Raw genomic sequence first — 12,496 nt, 5'->3', positions numbered from 1 at the left:
TTCAGGCCTGCGCCAAAGCTTGGTCGAGGTCCGCGATCAGGTCGTCGACATGCTCGATGCCGACGGACAAGCGCACCGTGTCCTCGCTCACGCCGGCCTTGGCCAGTTCCTCCGGCGAAAGCTGGCGGTGGGTGGTGGTCGCCGGGTGTGTGGCCAGGGAGCGCACGTCGCCGATGTTGACCAGGCGCGTGAACAGGTTCAGTGCGTCCTGGAAGGCAGCACCCGCGACCCGACCGCCGCGCAGACCGAAGGTGATGATGCCCGACGCCCGACCGCGCAGATATCGCTGCGCCAGCACATGGTCGACGTTGTCTTCGAGGCCGGCATAGCCCACCCACTGCACCTTGGGGTGCGTCTTCAGGTGTCCGGCGATGCGCAGGCTGTTGTCCACGATACGGTCCATGCGCAGGGCCAGGGTTTCGATCCCCTGCAGGATCTGGAACGCGTTGAACGGCGACAGCGCGGCGCCCATGTTGCGCAGCGGCACCACGCGCGCACGCCCGATGTAAGCGGCAGGGCCCAAAGCCTCGGTGTAGACCACGCCGTGGTAGCTGGGGTCCGGTTCGTTGAGGCGCGGAAAACGCTGCTTGTGTTCGGCCCAGGGAAACCGCCCGGAGTCGACGATGGCGCCGCCCAGGGTGGTGCCGTGACCGCCGAGATACTTGGTCAGCGAATGCACCACGATGTCGGCGCCGTGCTCGAACGGTCGCAGCAGGTAGGGCGTGGCCACGGTGTTGTCGATGATCAGCGGCACGCCGGCCTCGTGCGCGATCTGGGCCAGCGCGGCGATGTCGGTGATGTTGCCCAGTGGGTTGCCGATGGATTCGGCGAACACCGCCTTGGTACGCGCATCGATCAGCGGCGCGAAGCTCCCCGGCTTGCGCGGGTCCGCAAAGCGCACCTCGATGCCGAACTGCGGCAGTGTGTGGGCGAACAGATTGTAGGTGCCGCCGTACAGGGTGCTGGACGACACGATGTTGTCGCCGGCGGTGGCAATGGTCTGGATCGCGTAGGTCACCGCGGCCTGTCCCGACGCCAGCGCCAGCGATGCAATGCCGCCCTCCAGCGCCGCCAGCCGCTGCTCCAGCACGTCATTGGTGGGATTCATGATGCGCGAGTAGATGTTGCCCGGCACCTTGAGGTCGAACAGGTCGGCGCCGTGCTGGGTGTTGTCGAACGCGTAGGCGACGGTCTGGTAGATCGGCACCGCCACCGCCCGCGTGGTGGGATCGGGCCGGTAACCGGCGTGGATTGCCAGGGTTTCGAATTTCAGCTTGGGCGTTTCGGACATCGCAAGGCTCCGTTCGTCAGCGCACGGTGGAGGGTTGGGCGGTCCAGCGGCTGCGGATCGGCACGCCGCTGCGGGTGAACAGTTGATACACCGGGCAACGCCGCTCGGTCTCGGCCTGCAGTCTTGCGACCGCCTCGGCGCCCGCGTCGGTTTGCACCGTGACCTGCACGTCCACGCCCTGGAAGTCGGGACGTCCCTGCGGCGTCGCACCGAGCAGCAGCGCCAGATCGATCTCGGACTCCAGCTCGAAGTCGATGCGATCGATGTGGATGCCGAGTTGCTGCGCAGTCGCCTGCGCGGTGATCTGCGAGCAGGAGGTCAGCGCCGCCAGTGCATAGGCCAGCGGTCCGGGTGCGCCATCGTGCCCGCCGAAGGCCGGTACCGCGTCGACCTCGATGACGTGACGGGTACCGCGCACGCGCGCCGTTTGCGCCATGCCGCGGCCCTCGGTCGACAAGGCGTAGGCCACCTTCGTCCCTTGCGCAGCCATAGCGACTCCCGATTCCTGAGTGTAGTAGCGAGACTATCCGTAGCCGGCAGCCATAAGGAAAGCGATGAGGGTTTGCCCTGAACGGGCGTCCCCGTCGCTACGCCGGGCCCCGCGCCAACGCGCCGGAAAGTTCGCGAAGCAGCTTGGCGCCGTCGCCGCGCCAGGCGCTGCCGTGCATGCAGGCCAGCGTGAGCGGAGCGGTCGCGGCCAGCTTCTCGATCAGGGCGCGCGTGTCGGTGCCGTGCGCGTAGTAGTCGAAGGCCTGGCGGAAGCCCTCGCTGGGCCCCAGCACGTCGGACTCGGTGAGTGCCGGCATATCGGAACCGGGCTGGGTGAACACATCGCCGCACAGCAGAGTGCGCGTGCGTTCTTCGAACAGGTAACCGCAGTCCCAGCCATGCGGCAGGTGCGGGGCGTCCAGCCAACGCAGGCTGCGCGTGCCGAGCTTGATGGTGTCGCCGTCGCCGAGCGGGCGTGGTGCGCGATCCGCGATGTCCTCGACCGACGTCATCGCCGCGACTCTGCTGCACACGGCGACCGACTGCGGCGCCGCAGCAAGCCACTCGTTGAGCGCTCCGCATTCGTCGGCCTCGAAATGCGAGAACCCGACATAGCGCAGTCGCTCCACTGGCATCACGCTGGCCACCGCCTCTCGTACGAGCGGGAACATCCTGCGCGGTCCGGTGTGGAACAGCAGCGGCTCGTCGTCGACGATCAGGTACTGGTTCATGGTGAACCCGCCCCCGCCCGGGAACGTGATCGGCGTGTTGATGCGGTAGATGCCGTCGGCGACCTCGTGGACGTTGGTGCCGGACTGCGCGTTGGTGACGGTCATGACGGTCGCTCCCGGTAACGACCACGGCAGCTTACGCCGCCTCGGTCCGCTGCGCTCAGCCGGGCAGCAGTTCCAGCATCGCGCCCAGGTAATGGTCCACCAGCAGCACCGTGAACAAGGCCATCAGGTAGACGATGGAATAGCCGAAGGTCTTCATCGGCAGGCCGGGCACCGGCCTCCACTTGAGGCGCACCGCGTACTCGACGAACTTGCCACCCAGCAGCAGGGCCCCGACCAGATACAGCAGCCCGCTCATGCCGGTGGCGTAGGGCAGGATGGTGACCGCCACCAGCAAGACCGTGTAGAGCAGCACCTGGGTCTTGGTGAACTCGATGCCGTGGGTGACCGGCAGCATCGGGATGTCGGCCTTGGCGTACTCCTCGCAACGCTCGATCGCCAGCGCCCAGAAATGCGGCGGCGTCCAGATGAAGATGATCAGGAACAGGATCAGCGCGTGAGCGTGCACCTCGCCGGTCACCGCCACCCAGCCCAGCACCGGCGGCGCGGCACCGGCGGCGCCGCCGATGACGATGTTCTGCGGCGTGGCGCGCTTGAGATACAGCGTGTAGATACCGGCGTAGCCGATCAGGGTGAACTGCGTCAGCCAGGCGGTCAGCGGATTGACCCAGAACCACAGCACCGCAAAACCCGCCAGGCCGAGCACGGTGGCAAACGCGATCGACTCGGTCATGCCCAGCGCGCCAGTCACTAAGGGCCGGCCGCAGGTGCGCGCCATGCGGCGGTCGATGTTGAGGTCGATGATCTGGTTGACCGCCGCGGCGCTGGCCGCCTGCAGCCCGATGCCGACGGTGCCCCACAGCAGCGCATCGAGCGGCGGCAGGCCGGGCACGGCCAGGAACATGCCGACCACCGCGGTGAACACGATCAGCATCACCACGCGCGGCTTGCACAGCTCGTAGTACTCGTTGACGCGGCTGCGCATCGACGACGCGGCCAGGGATTGCGGGGTGGCGCTCACGGTTGCAGCGGCTTCCAGGCGTAGTAGTTCAGGCTCACCAGGCTCAGCAGGAGCAGGGCGGCACCGCCATTATGGGCGGCCGCCAGCAGCAGCGGCAGTTGCAGCTTGACGGTCATGATGCCGATGGCGACCTGCACCGCCAGCAGCCCCAGCACCAGTGCCCCGAGACCGCGGTACAGCGGCGCCTGTACGCGCAGCAGCAACAGGCCGAGCAGGCCGATCACCGCGGTGACCACCACCGCGCCCACGCGGTGCACCCAGTGGATGGTCATGCGGGCGTCGTTGTCGAGAATGCCGAACTCGTAGTTGATACCCAGCCCGTGCCAGAGCGTGAACGCAGTCGGGAAATCGGTCTCCGGCAGCCAGCGGCCGTGGCAGGTCGGAAAGTCCGGGCAGGCCAGCGCCGCGTAGTTGGTGCTGGTCCAGCCGCCGAGGAAGATCTGCAGCGCCACCACCACCAGGCCGATCGCCGCCCAGCGCTGCAGCCCGGACGGCGCGGTCACGGGCGGCGCGACGACGCCGGCAACCGGCGTGTCCGGCACGGATCGGGGGCGAAACACGCGCAAGCCCAGCAGCACCAGCAGCGACAGCGTGGTCATGCCGCCGATCAGGTGCGCGGTGACCACCAGCGGCTTGAGCTGCCAGGTCACCGTCCACATGCCGAGGATGCCCTGGAAGATCACCAGCCCGACCAGGAACCATGGCAACCGCCGCGGCAGCTGCGCCTGTCTGAACAGCAGCGACATCACCGCCAGCGCCACGATCAGCAGGCCCAGGGTCGAAGCCAGATAGCGGTGGATCATCTCCTTCCAGGCCTTGGGCGCCTCCACCGGCCGCTCGGGATAGCGAGCTTCGGCGTGAGCGATCTCCACCTCGGTCCTGGGCACGTCCAGATGCCCGTAGCAGCCCGGCCAGTCCGGGCAACCCAGCCCGGCGTCGGCCAAGCGCACGTAGGCGCCGAACACCACCACGCAGAAGCACAGCAGGATCGAGATCAGGGTGACGAGGCGAAAAGCGGGCATGGAGTTTGGGCGTTAGGCGTTAGGGCCAGGATGGCGCGAGCTTACGGAAGTGCCGGGATTTGCCACTTCCATGCGCCAGCCTGGCGGGCGGCAGCCCCGGTGAGGCGTGAGGGCCGGGGCGGCGCGCGCTTACGCGAGTGCCTTGATTTGGCATTCGCGTGCGCCGGCCCGGCGGGCGGTAGCCCCGGCGAGGCGTGAGGCGAAAATGCCAAGGCTGGCTGTCTCATCCGATACGGGACAGGCGCAACAGCTTCTTGATGTCTTCCTGCAGGCCCTTGAAGTCCGTTTGCGTATCGGTCAGGGCCGGATACACCAGCATCCAGTTGCCCAGCGGATCGCTCAGATAGATCGCCGCGCCGGGCGGCTGCAGGAATTCGCGCAGCACCGGCGACGCGTCGGTTTCCGCCACCACGTGCAGGTCCGGGTGCTCCGGTGCCAGGCGGGCCGCCACCGGATTCACCGTCGACGGATCGCCCAGTACCAGCACGCGCTGGATGCGGCTGCGCTTCTCGTTCATTGCCAGGCGCACCTGTCGCGACATCACCAGCGCGCGCAGACAGCTGTCGTCGCAATCGCCTGCGGCCGTCACGATATAGCTCCAGCGACCGCGGAACAGGGTTTCGTCGGCCGGCGCCTCGACGCCCGCCTCGACCAGTCGCATCGGCGGCAACGCCTGCGGCGGATTGACCAGTTGGCCGTAATTGGTGGTGCCGCTGGGCTTGAGGCCGGGGAACCAGTAGTTCAGACCGAAAGACAGCAGCAACGGAAAGAAGAACAAGGTCGCCAGCAGCAGGAACTGGACCCGCCCACGTGGCGCATTGGGAGGTACGGCGGAAGTGCTATTCACGGGCTGAGCTTCGCGGCTGGTGCTTCACGGGCTACGTTTCAGGTTGAGTTTGACGAACAGGAACAACAGGGTCGCGGCAAACGCGTACCACTGCGCAGCGTACGCATAGTGGCGCGCCGGCGGAACCGGGTTGGGCAGGCTCCATTCGCGCACGAAACCGTCGGGCGCTTCCGGGTCCAGCTGCAGTACTCCCGCGAGGATGTCGACGCCGAGCACACACTCGACCTCTTCGGCGGTGGGAAAGCTCAACACCCGCGGAAACGGGCCGGCCGCGCAATCGTTGACCGCCAGTCGCAGGCCCGGCTCCGGCAACGGTCTCCAGTAGCCCGAGACCTCCCTGGGCGTTTCCGAAACCTCGATCTGCGGCAATCGCGCCCGATCCGGATCGGCCGGCACCCAGCCACGATCCACCATCACCCAGCCGCCGGCGTCCAAGGCCAACGGCGTCCACACACGATAACCCGGCACCCGCCGACGCGGTTGATTGTCGAGCAGAATCTGCCGCTCCGAATCGTGGCGGCCCACCGCCTTGGCCACCGTCACCCGCTCGTGCGACGCCGCGGCGGTTTGCGCGTCGAGTCGCAGCTGCGGCGCTTCGGCCGCATGGGCATAGGCCACTTCCAGCGCCCGCTTGTACTGGGCCCTCTGCAACTGCCAGGTCCCCAGGGACACCAGCAGGGCGCCCAGCGTCAGCAGACCCAGCCAGGACCACAGCGGCGGTCGGAATCGGATCGCCATGTGCTCCGGACCTAGACGATCTGCGTGCAGTCGCGGCAGCGGGCGCTACCATGCGGGCTTTGCGCTCCTTCACAGACCTTCATGCTCATCAAGTTCGTCATTCTGGCGCTGCTCGCGGCCATCATCGCCGCCCTGATCTTCGGCGGCGTGTATCTGGTCAAGGACCCCAGTACCAGCCGGCGCACGGCACGCGCACTGTCCTGGCGGGTGGGGCTACAAGTGCTGCTGATCCTGGTGCTGGTCCTGGCCTTCTTCATGGGCTGGCTGCAGCCACACGGCGTCGGCGGCTGATCCCGGTCTTGCCAGCAACTGGCCGCACAAGGAAAAGGCCCGTTTCCGGGCCCTTCCGCTGCGTCCGGTACGACCTGGGGGAATCGCCTTACAGGACGTAGACAAAGACGAACAACCCGATCCACACCACGTCCACGAAGTGCCAGTACCAGGCCACACCCTCGAAACCGAAGTGGCTGTCCGGTTTGAAGTGACCCGCCATCAGACGGCAGGTGATGATGATCAGCATGATCGTTCCGAGTGTCACGTGCATGCCGTGGAAGCCGGTCAGCATGTAGAAGGTCGAGCCGTAGATGCCGGAAGACAAAGTCAGGTTCAGACCCTCCCAGGCGTGCACGTACTCGTAGGCCTGGCAGCCGAGGAAAGCAGCTCCCAGTGCCACCGTTGCCCACATCCACAGGATGCAGCTCAGGCGGTGATTCTCCTTGAGCGCGTGGTGGGCCATGGTGATGGTCACACCCGAGGTCAGCAGCAGCAGAGTGTTGATGAACGGCAGGCCCCAGGCGCCCACGGTCTCGAAGCTGCCGTTGAGCTCCATCGGCCCGTTGTTGGGCCAGATGTTCTCGAACATCGGCCACAGGGTCAGGTGGGTGGCGACCTTGGTGCCCTCGCCCGACAGCCAGGGAATCGACAGTTCGCGGGCGTACCAGAGCGCCCCGAAGAAGGCGCCGAAGAACATCACCTCGGAAAAGATGAACCACGCCATCGCCATCCGATAGGTGCTGTCGACGGCCTGGTTGTACTTGCCGTGCTCGGACTCCAGCGACACCGCGCGCAGCCAGCGGAAGATGATGTAGATCGCAACCGCCGAGCCGATCCAGATGGGAATCGGGCCGATGTGCTTGTTCTCCAGGAATCCCGCCACGCCCACGACCACCGCCGCGAGCGCAGCGGTGAGCACGAACGGCCAGGCGCTCGGGGCGGGCACGAAATAGCGGTCTGACACTGCGGCGTGGTCGTGGTGAGCGGCTTGCGTAGCCATCGTTCCCAATCTCCCTTCGGTCTAGCTCTGATAACCCTGAACCTGTGGCAGAAGCACGGCCGGCTTGGCCGTTTCCGTCACATCAAAAAACGTGTACGACAAGGTCACCGTGTCGACATCCGCCGGCAGCGCCGGGTCGAGCACGAAACGCACTGGCATGTCCTTGCCTTCGCCCGCCTTGAATGGCTGGTTGTTGAAGCAGAAGCATTCGGTCTTGTGCATGTGCTTGGCCGCATTCCACGGCGCCACATTGGGCACCGCTTGCGCCACCACATCGCGGCCCTCGGTGTTGCGCATCCAGAACTTCACCGTGGTGAGCTGGCCCGGATGGACCTGGATCTCGCTCTGCTCGGCACGGAATTCCCAAGGCTTGCCGCCGTTGACGGTGGTGACGAACTGCACCGTGATCAGGCGCGACTCGTCAACCAGGGTAATGGCAGCCTCATCGGCAACCTCTCCGGAAAGCTTGCCGTTGATCCCGGTCACGCGACAGAGGGCGTCGTACAACGGCCCCAACGCGAACCCGAAACCGAACATCGCAACGACCACCAGCCCCAGCCGCCAGCCGTGCCGCACGCCAGCCTTGGAGGCGGCGCTCATGTGCGTGTCTGCACGTAGACGAAGCCCGCCAGAATCACGACCACCAGCAGCACGTGGGCCAGCGCCAGAACGATGTTCTGGCGCGACTTGCGCGGGTCGTGTCCGGGCCGGGGATCCGACATCGATCAGTGCGCCTTGCCGTGACTCGGAATGCCGAGAATCTCGTCGCTGACCTTCGGCGGATCTTCAAAGGTGTGATACGGCGCCGGCGAAGCCACCGTCCACTCCAGCCCGCGCGCGCCTTCCCACACCTGGGCCGTGGCTTTCTCGCCCTTGCGCGCCATGCAACGGATCATGTTGCCGATGAAGATGAACTGCGCGATGAAGAATACGAACGCGCCGATGGTCGAGACCTGGTTGAAGTCGACGAACTGCACCGCGTAGTCGGGCACGCGGCGCTGCATGCCGGCCAACCCAGAGAAGTGCTGCGGGAAGAAAGTCACGTTGACGGCGATGGCCGACAGCCAGAAATGCACCTTGCCCCAGAACTCGCTGTACATCACGCCGGTCCACTTCGGAATCCAGTAGTACACCGCGGCGATGATCGAGAACACCGCGCCGGGTACCAGCACGTAATGGAAGTGCGCGACCACGAAGTAGGTGTCGTGATACTGGAAGTCCACCGGCGCGATGGCCAGCATCAGGCCCGAAAAGCCGCCGATCGAGAACAGGAACACAAAGGCGATGGCGAACAGCATCGGCGTCTCGAAGGTCATCGAGCCGCGCCACATGGTGGCGATCCAGTTGAACACCTTCACGCCGGTGGGCACAGCGATCAGCATGGTGCTGAACATGAAGAACAGCTCACCGGCCAGCGGCATGCCGACGGTGAACATGTGGTGCGCCCACACGATGAAGCTCAGGAACGCGATCGAGGCGGTGGCATAGACCATCGAGTCATAGCCGAACAGCGGCTTGCGCGCGAACGCCGGAATGATGGTGGACACCACCCCGAACGCGGGGAGGATCAGGATGTAGACCTCGGGATGACCGAAGAACCAGAAGATGTGCTGGAACATCACCGGATCGCCGCCGCCCGAAGCGGTGAAGAAGCTGGTGCCGAAGTACTTGTCGGTGAGCAGCATGGTCACCGCACCGGCCAGCACCGGCATGGTCGCAATCAGAAGATAAGCGGTGATCAGCCAGGTCCAGCAGAACAGCGGCATCTTCAGCAACGTCATGCCCGGGGCGCGCAGGTTGAGCACGGTGACCACCACGTTGATGGCGCCGGTGATCGACGAGATGCCCATCAGATGGATGGCGAAGATCAGGAACGGGAAGCCCTCGCCGGTCTGCAGGACCAACGGCGGATACATGGTCCAGCCACCGGCAGGTGCACCGCCGTCCATGAACAACGTGGACAGCAGCAGGGTGAAGGCAAAGGGCAGGATCCAGAAGCCCCAGTTGTTGACTCTGGGCAGTGCCATGTCCGAGGCACCCACCATCATCGGCACCATCCAGTTGGCCAGGCCGGTGAAGGCCGGCATGACGCCGCCGAAGATCATCACCAGCGCATGCATGGTGGTCATCTGGTTGAAGAACTCGGGGTCGACGAACTGCAGGCCCGGTTCCCACAGCTCTGCGCGGATCACCAGCGACATCATGCCGCCGACGAAGAACATCGAGAACGCAAAGATCAGGTACAGCGTGCCCAGATCCTTGTGATTGGTGGTCTTGATCCAGCGCATGATCCCTTTTTCGGGGCCATGATGACCGTGTTCATCGTGCGCATGGCTGCCGCCATGCTTGTCGTCGTGATGTGCTTCGGTTTGCGCCATGACTTCAATCCTCAATGCTGCTGAGTTAAGACCTTGCTGCTTTTCCGTGAGACCCGATCAAACCGTCGCCAGCACCTCTAGCGCTGCGCTGCGACTTCAGCCGGGGCGACCGCGCTGGCACTGTTGCCCCAGGAATTGCGGACAAAGGTGGCGACGGCGGCGATCTCGTCGTCGGACAGATGCCCGAACGGCGGCATCAGGTTCTTGCCCTTGACGATCTGGTTGAGCATTTCCGCGGCCGGCCCGGTGGACACCGCCCCGCCGACCAGACTGGGGAAGTTGGGCGGGATGCCGGTACCGCCGGCCTGATGGCAGGCCGCGCACTGGCCGTTGTAGACCTTTTCGCCGGCAGCCATCTGCTCGTCCTTGGACGGTGCAGCGGCTGCATCTGCGGCGGGCGCTTCTTCGGCCGCCGCCGCAGCCAGTTCGGTGGTTTCGCCAGCAGCCGGTGCCGGTTCGGCGACGGCTTCGGCCGGCGCGTCGACGCCAGCGTCGCTGGCGGTGGTCGCCGCAGGTGCGGCAGCAGCGACTTCGCTGCCCTTCTGCTCGGCCAGCCAGGCGTTGTACTCGTCCTCGGGCAGGGCCTGCACCACGATCGGCATGAAGCCGTGATCGCGCCCGCACAGCTCCGCGCAGACGCCGCGATAGGTGCCGGGCTCGTCGATGCGCGCCCACACCTCGTTGATGTATCCGGGGATGGCGTCCTTCTTCACCGCCAGCGCCGGCACCCACCAGGCGTGAATGACGTCGTTGGCGGTGACCAGGAAGCGGATTTTCTGGCCCACCGGCAGCACCAGCGGCTTATCGACGTCGACCAGGTAATTGGGCACCGTATTGACATCGATGCCCGAACCGAGCTGGCGCGCGCGGTTGGATTCGGCCGACAGGGTGGAGAAGAAGGCCACGTCCTGTCCGATGTAGTCGTAATGCCACTTCCACTGGTAACCGGTGACCTTGATGGTCATGTCCGAGTTGCGCGTGTCCTCCATCTTGATCAGGGTGCCGGCCGCCGGAATGGCCATGGCGATCAGGATGATGAAGGGGATGGTGGTCCAGACGATCTCCACCGTGGTCGACTCGTGGAAGTCGGCCGGCTTGGGATGCACCGAGCGCCGGTGCGCGAACACCGAGTAGAACATCGCGCCGAACACCACCACCGCGATGGCCACGCAGACCCAGAAGATGAGCATGTGCAGCCCGTGCACTTCGCGGCTGATCTCGGTAACGCCCATCGGCAGGTTGTAGCGCTCGCCGGTGTAGGCCATCGCCAAGCCGATTCCCGCCATCCACATTGCCGCCGCAGCAGCAAATCGGCCGCCGATGCTGTTGATCGCCATCTATCCTTCTCCCGGTGTCGTATGCGCCGGCAACACCGGATCAGGGTGTGCTGGCGTTGTCCGCAATACTTGCTTCAATCGCGTGGACAACTGCTCGCGTTCTTCGTCGGTCAGGCAACGCCCGATCACGATTCTTTGACCTGAACTGCTCAATACCAGCCGTGTCGGGGCGTGCCGGTTGCCCCGCTTGCGTTCGACTTCGACTCTCGTCCAGGCCCGCGGCAATTCCGCCCGCGCCGAACAGCCCTGCCCCGCCACTCCGAATTCCACCCGCACTGTGCGTTCGCCAAGGTTGACGACCTCGCGATACCGGCTGCGCCGCATGGACACCGCCAACCCCCAACCCACCGCTGCCAGTTCCAGACCCGCGAACGGCAACACCGGCCAGAATCCGTGGGCGGTGAACCAGAGCGCGCCACCCAGAGTCACCGCGCTGATCGAGCCCATGAACCAGCAGGCTCCGCGCAGGCTGAGCGAGGCATTGGGTCCGATCACGAACGTCGTGTCGTGGGTCTGGCTCAATCTGGGCTCCGCGAGCGGCTCGATCAGGTTTTCAGCCCGCGGATTGTAGTGGAAGCCTCCAAGCCCGCGCAAAAGGGTTCAGCGCCGCTGGCGCTCGCAGAGTTCGGCAAAGATTTCACGCAAGGCTCCGTCCAGCCGTCGGCGACCGGGTTTGACCCGAGCCAGCAGCGGCGCCGGCAGTCGTTGTCGCAGCGCGGTCACGTTGGCGTCCAACTCGGCCTGCCTTGGCGGCAGCTCGTTGGCGATCCAGCCCAGCAAGCGGGTGCGGCGCATGATGGATTCCGCCGACAGCAGAGCGTGATTGATGCAGCCCAGGCGCATCCCTACCACCAGGATCACCGGCCAGCCCTGCTCGGTCACCCAGTCGGCGTAATTCCAGTCCGGGCCCAGCGGCACCTGCCAGCCACCGGCGCCCTCCACCAGGATCCAGTCGTGCCGGTCGGCCAGTCCCGCGTAGGTACGGTTCAGAACGCTCCGCTCGATGGCGACGCCCGCAGCAGCAGCGGCCAGATGCGGCGCAATCGCAGGGGCAAAGGCATAGGGATTGATGTCGGCGTAAGGCTCGGCGCTGGCGGCTGCCGCCTGCAGCGACAGCGCGTCGTCGTTGCGCAGACCGTGGGCGCTGCGCCGGCAGCCGCTGGCCACCGGCTTGTATCCGCAGACATCCAGCCGAGCCTGTCGCGCCGCGCGCAGCAACCCGGCCGTGACATGCGTCTTGCCCACGCCGGTATCGGTGCCGGTGACGAACACGGTCGGCCAGCGGCGCTTCGGCGGGCACTCCACC

Annotated in this window: 15 protein-coding genes; 1 reads left to right on the top strand and 14 read right to left on the bottom strand. The window is 65.8% G+C overall.

From position 1 onward, the window contains the following. Nucleotide 1 precedes the first annotated feature (1 nt). The 7 genes from ACOOHP_RS18230 to ACOOHP_RS18200 form a co-directional block, all read right to left on the bottom strand. Nucleotides 2-1,291, bottom strand: a complete 1,290-nt coding sequence (locus ACOOHP_RS18230; RefSeq protein WP_420467906.1) for an O-acetylhomoserine aminocarboxypropyltransferase/cysteine synthase family protein — start codon at nt 1,289-1,291, stop codon at nt 2-4. Between the two features lie 16 nt (nt 1,292-1,307). Beyond that, on the bottom strand, nt 1,308-1,781 hold the full coding sequence (locus tag ACOOHP_RS18225; RefSeq protein WP_420467905.1) for an OsmC family protein: 474 nt from the start codon (nt 1,779-1,781) through the stop codon (nt 1,308-1,310). A 97-nt stretch (nt 1,782-1,878) separates the two neighbouring features. Then, entirely contained in the window at nt 1,879-2,616 is a 738-nt protein-coding gene (locus ACOOHP_RS18220) for an MBL fold metallo-hydrolase (protein WP_420467904.1), read from the bottom strand. A 55-nt stretch (nt 2,617-2,671) separates the two neighbouring features. Continuing rightward, the gene (gene cyoE / locus ACOOHP_RS18215) at nt 2,672-3,559 is read right to left on the bottom strand and encodes a heme o synthase (RefSeq protein ID WP_420468741.1); all 888 of its coding nucleotides are present in this window, start codon (nt 3,557-3,559) and stop codon (nt 2,672-2,674) included. Between the two features lie 32 nt (nt 3,560-3,591). Then, a complete protein-coding gene (locus ACOOHP_RS18210; RefSeq protein WP_420467903.1) occupies nt 3,592-4,617 on the bottom strand; it encodes a COX15/CtaA family protein in 1,026 nt (341 codons plus the stop codon). 223 nt (nt 4,618-4,840) lie between these two features. Next, complete coding sequence (locus ACOOHP_RS18205; protein ID WP_420467902.1) at nt 4,841-5,464, bottom strand: hypothetical protein; 624 nt, start codon at nt 5,462-5,464, stop codon at nt 4,841-4,843. A gap of 24 nt (nt 5,465-5,488) precedes the next feature. Beyond that, nucleotides 5,489-6,202: an SURF1 family protein gene (locus ACOOHP_RS18200; RefSeq protein ID WP_420467901.1), complete on the bottom strand. Its 714-nt coding sequence runs from the start codon at nt 6,200-6,202 to the stop codon at nt 5,489-5,491. A gap of 81 nt (nt 6,203-6,283) precedes the next feature. Here ACOOHP_RS18200 and ACOOHP_RS18195 point away from each other — a divergent pair, with 81 nt between their 5' ends. After that, nucleotides 6,284-6,493 (top strand): twin transmembrane helix small protein, encoded by a 210-nt coding sequence (locus ACOOHP_RS18195; RefSeq protein WP_420467900.1) that lies wholly within the window; start codon nt 6,284-6,286, stop codon nt 6,491-6,493. A gap of 88 nt (nt 6,494-6,581) precedes the next feature. Here the strand turns inward: ACOOHP_RS18195 and ACOOHP_RS18190 are convergent, their stop codons facing one another. The 7 genes from ACOOHP_RS18190 to bioD form a co-directional block, all read right to left on the bottom strand. Beyond that, nucleotides 6,582-7,475, bottom strand: a complete 894-nt coding sequence (locus ACOOHP_RS18190; protein ID WP_420467899.1) for a cytochrome c oxidase subunit 3 — start codon at nt 7,473-7,475, stop codon at nt 6,582-6,584. 21 nt (nt 7,476-7,496) lie between these two features. Continuing rightward, entirely contained in the window at nt 7,497-8,075 is a 579-nt protein-coding gene (locus tag ACOOHP_RS18185) for a cytochrome c oxidase assembly protein (RefSeq protein WP_420467898.1), read from the bottom strand. Next, the gene (locus ACOOHP_RS18180) at nt 8,072-8,197 is read right to left on the bottom strand and encodes a hypothetical protein (RefSeq protein ID WP_420467897.1); all 126 of its coding nucleotides are present in this window, start codon (nt 8,195-8,197) and stop codon (nt 8,072-8,074) included. Before ACOOHP_RS18180 ends, ACOOHP_RS18185 begins: the two co-directional genes overlap by 4 nt. Nucleotides 8,198-8,200: 3 nt before the next feature. Further along, nucleotides 8,201-9,853, bottom strand: coding sequence for a cytochrome c oxidase subunit I (ctaD, locus tag ACOOHP_RS18175; protein ID WP_420467896.1), 1,653 nt, complete (start codon nt 9,851-9,853; stop codon nt 8,201-8,203). A gap of 77 nt (nt 9,854-9,930) precedes the next feature. Then, nucleotides 9,931-11,145 carry a cytochrome c oxidase subunit II gene (gene coxB, locus ACOOHP_RS18170; protein WP_420468740.1) on the bottom strand — a complete coding sequence of 405 codons (1,215 nt, stop codon included), beginning with the start codon at nt 11,143-11,145 and terminating at the stop codon, nt 9,931-9,933. Between the two features lie 45 nt (nt 11,146-11,190). Continuing rightward, a complete protein-coding gene (locus ACOOHP_RS18165; protein WP_420467895.1) occupies nt 11,191-11,712 on the bottom strand; it encodes a DUF2244 domain-containing protein in 522 nt (173 codons plus the stop codon). A gap of 78 nt (nt 11,713-11,790) precedes the next feature. Next, nucleotides 11,791-12,495 carry a dethiobiotin synthase gene (bioD, locus tag ACOOHP_RS18160; protein WP_420467894.1) on the bottom strand — a complete coding sequence of 235 codons (705 nt, stop codon included), beginning with the start codon at nt 12,493-12,495 and terminating at the stop codon, nt 11,791-11,793. Between the last annotated feature and the right edge of the window lies 1 nt (nt 12,496).

Origin of the sequence: Panacagrimonas sp. (assembly GCF_965216805.1) — a bacterium.
Lineage (GTDB): Bacteria > Pseudomonadota > Gammaproteobacteria > Nevskiales > Nevskiaceae > Panacagrimonas.
The sequence above is the reverse complement of the archived record's forward strand: the minus strand, read 5'-3'. Positions and strand labels throughout refer to the sequence as shown.

Coding starts and splice junctions, on each gene's coding strand:
- ACOOHP_RS18230 (WP_420467906.1), bottom strand. CDS start 1,291: ATGTCCGAAACGCCCAAGCTGAAATTCGAAACCCTGGCAATCCACGCC.
- ACOOHP_RS18225 (WP_420467905.1), bottom strand. CDS start 1,781: ATGGCTGCGCAAGGGACGAAGGTGGCCTACGCCTTGTCGACCGAGGGC.
- ACOOHP_RS18220 (WP_420467904.1), bottom strand. CDS start 2,616: ATGACCGTCACCAACGCGCAGTCCGGCACCAACGTCCACGAGGTCGCC.
- cyoE (WP_420468741.1), bottom strand. CDS start 3,559: ATGCGCAGCCGCGTCAACGAGTACTACGAGCTGTGCAAGCCGCGCGTG.
- ACOOHP_RS18210 (WP_420467903.1), bottom strand. CDS start 4,617: ATGCCCGCTTTTCGCCTCGTCACCCTGATCTCGATCCTGCTGTGCTTC.
- ACOOHP_RS18200 (WP_420467901.1), bottom strand. CDS start 6,202: ATGGCGATCCGATTCCGACCGCCGCTGTGGTCCTGGCTGGGTCTGCTG.
- ACOOHP_RS18195 (WP_420467900.1), top strand. CDS start 6,284: ATGCTCATCAAGTTCGTCATTCTGGCGCTGCTCGCGGCCATCATCGCC.
- ACOOHP_RS18190 (WP_420467899.1), bottom strand. CDS start 7,475: ATGGCTACGCAAGCCGCTCACCACGACCACGCCGCAGTGTCAGACCGC.
- ACOOHP_RS18185 (WP_420467898.1), bottom strand. CDS start 8,075: ATGAGCGCCGCCTCCAAGGCTGGCGTGCGGCACGGCTGGCGGCTGGGG.
- ACOOHP_RS18180 (WP_420467897.1), bottom strand. CDS start 8,197: ATGTCGGATCCCCGGCCCGGACACGACCCGCGCAAGTCGCGCCAGAAC.
- ctaD (WP_420467896.1), bottom strand. CDS start 9,853: ATGGCGCAAACCGAAGCACATCACGACGACAAGCATGGCGGCAGCCAT.
- coxB (WP_420468740.1), bottom strand. CDS start 11,145: ATGTGGATGGCGGGAATCGGCTTGGCGATGGCCTACACCGGCGAGCGC.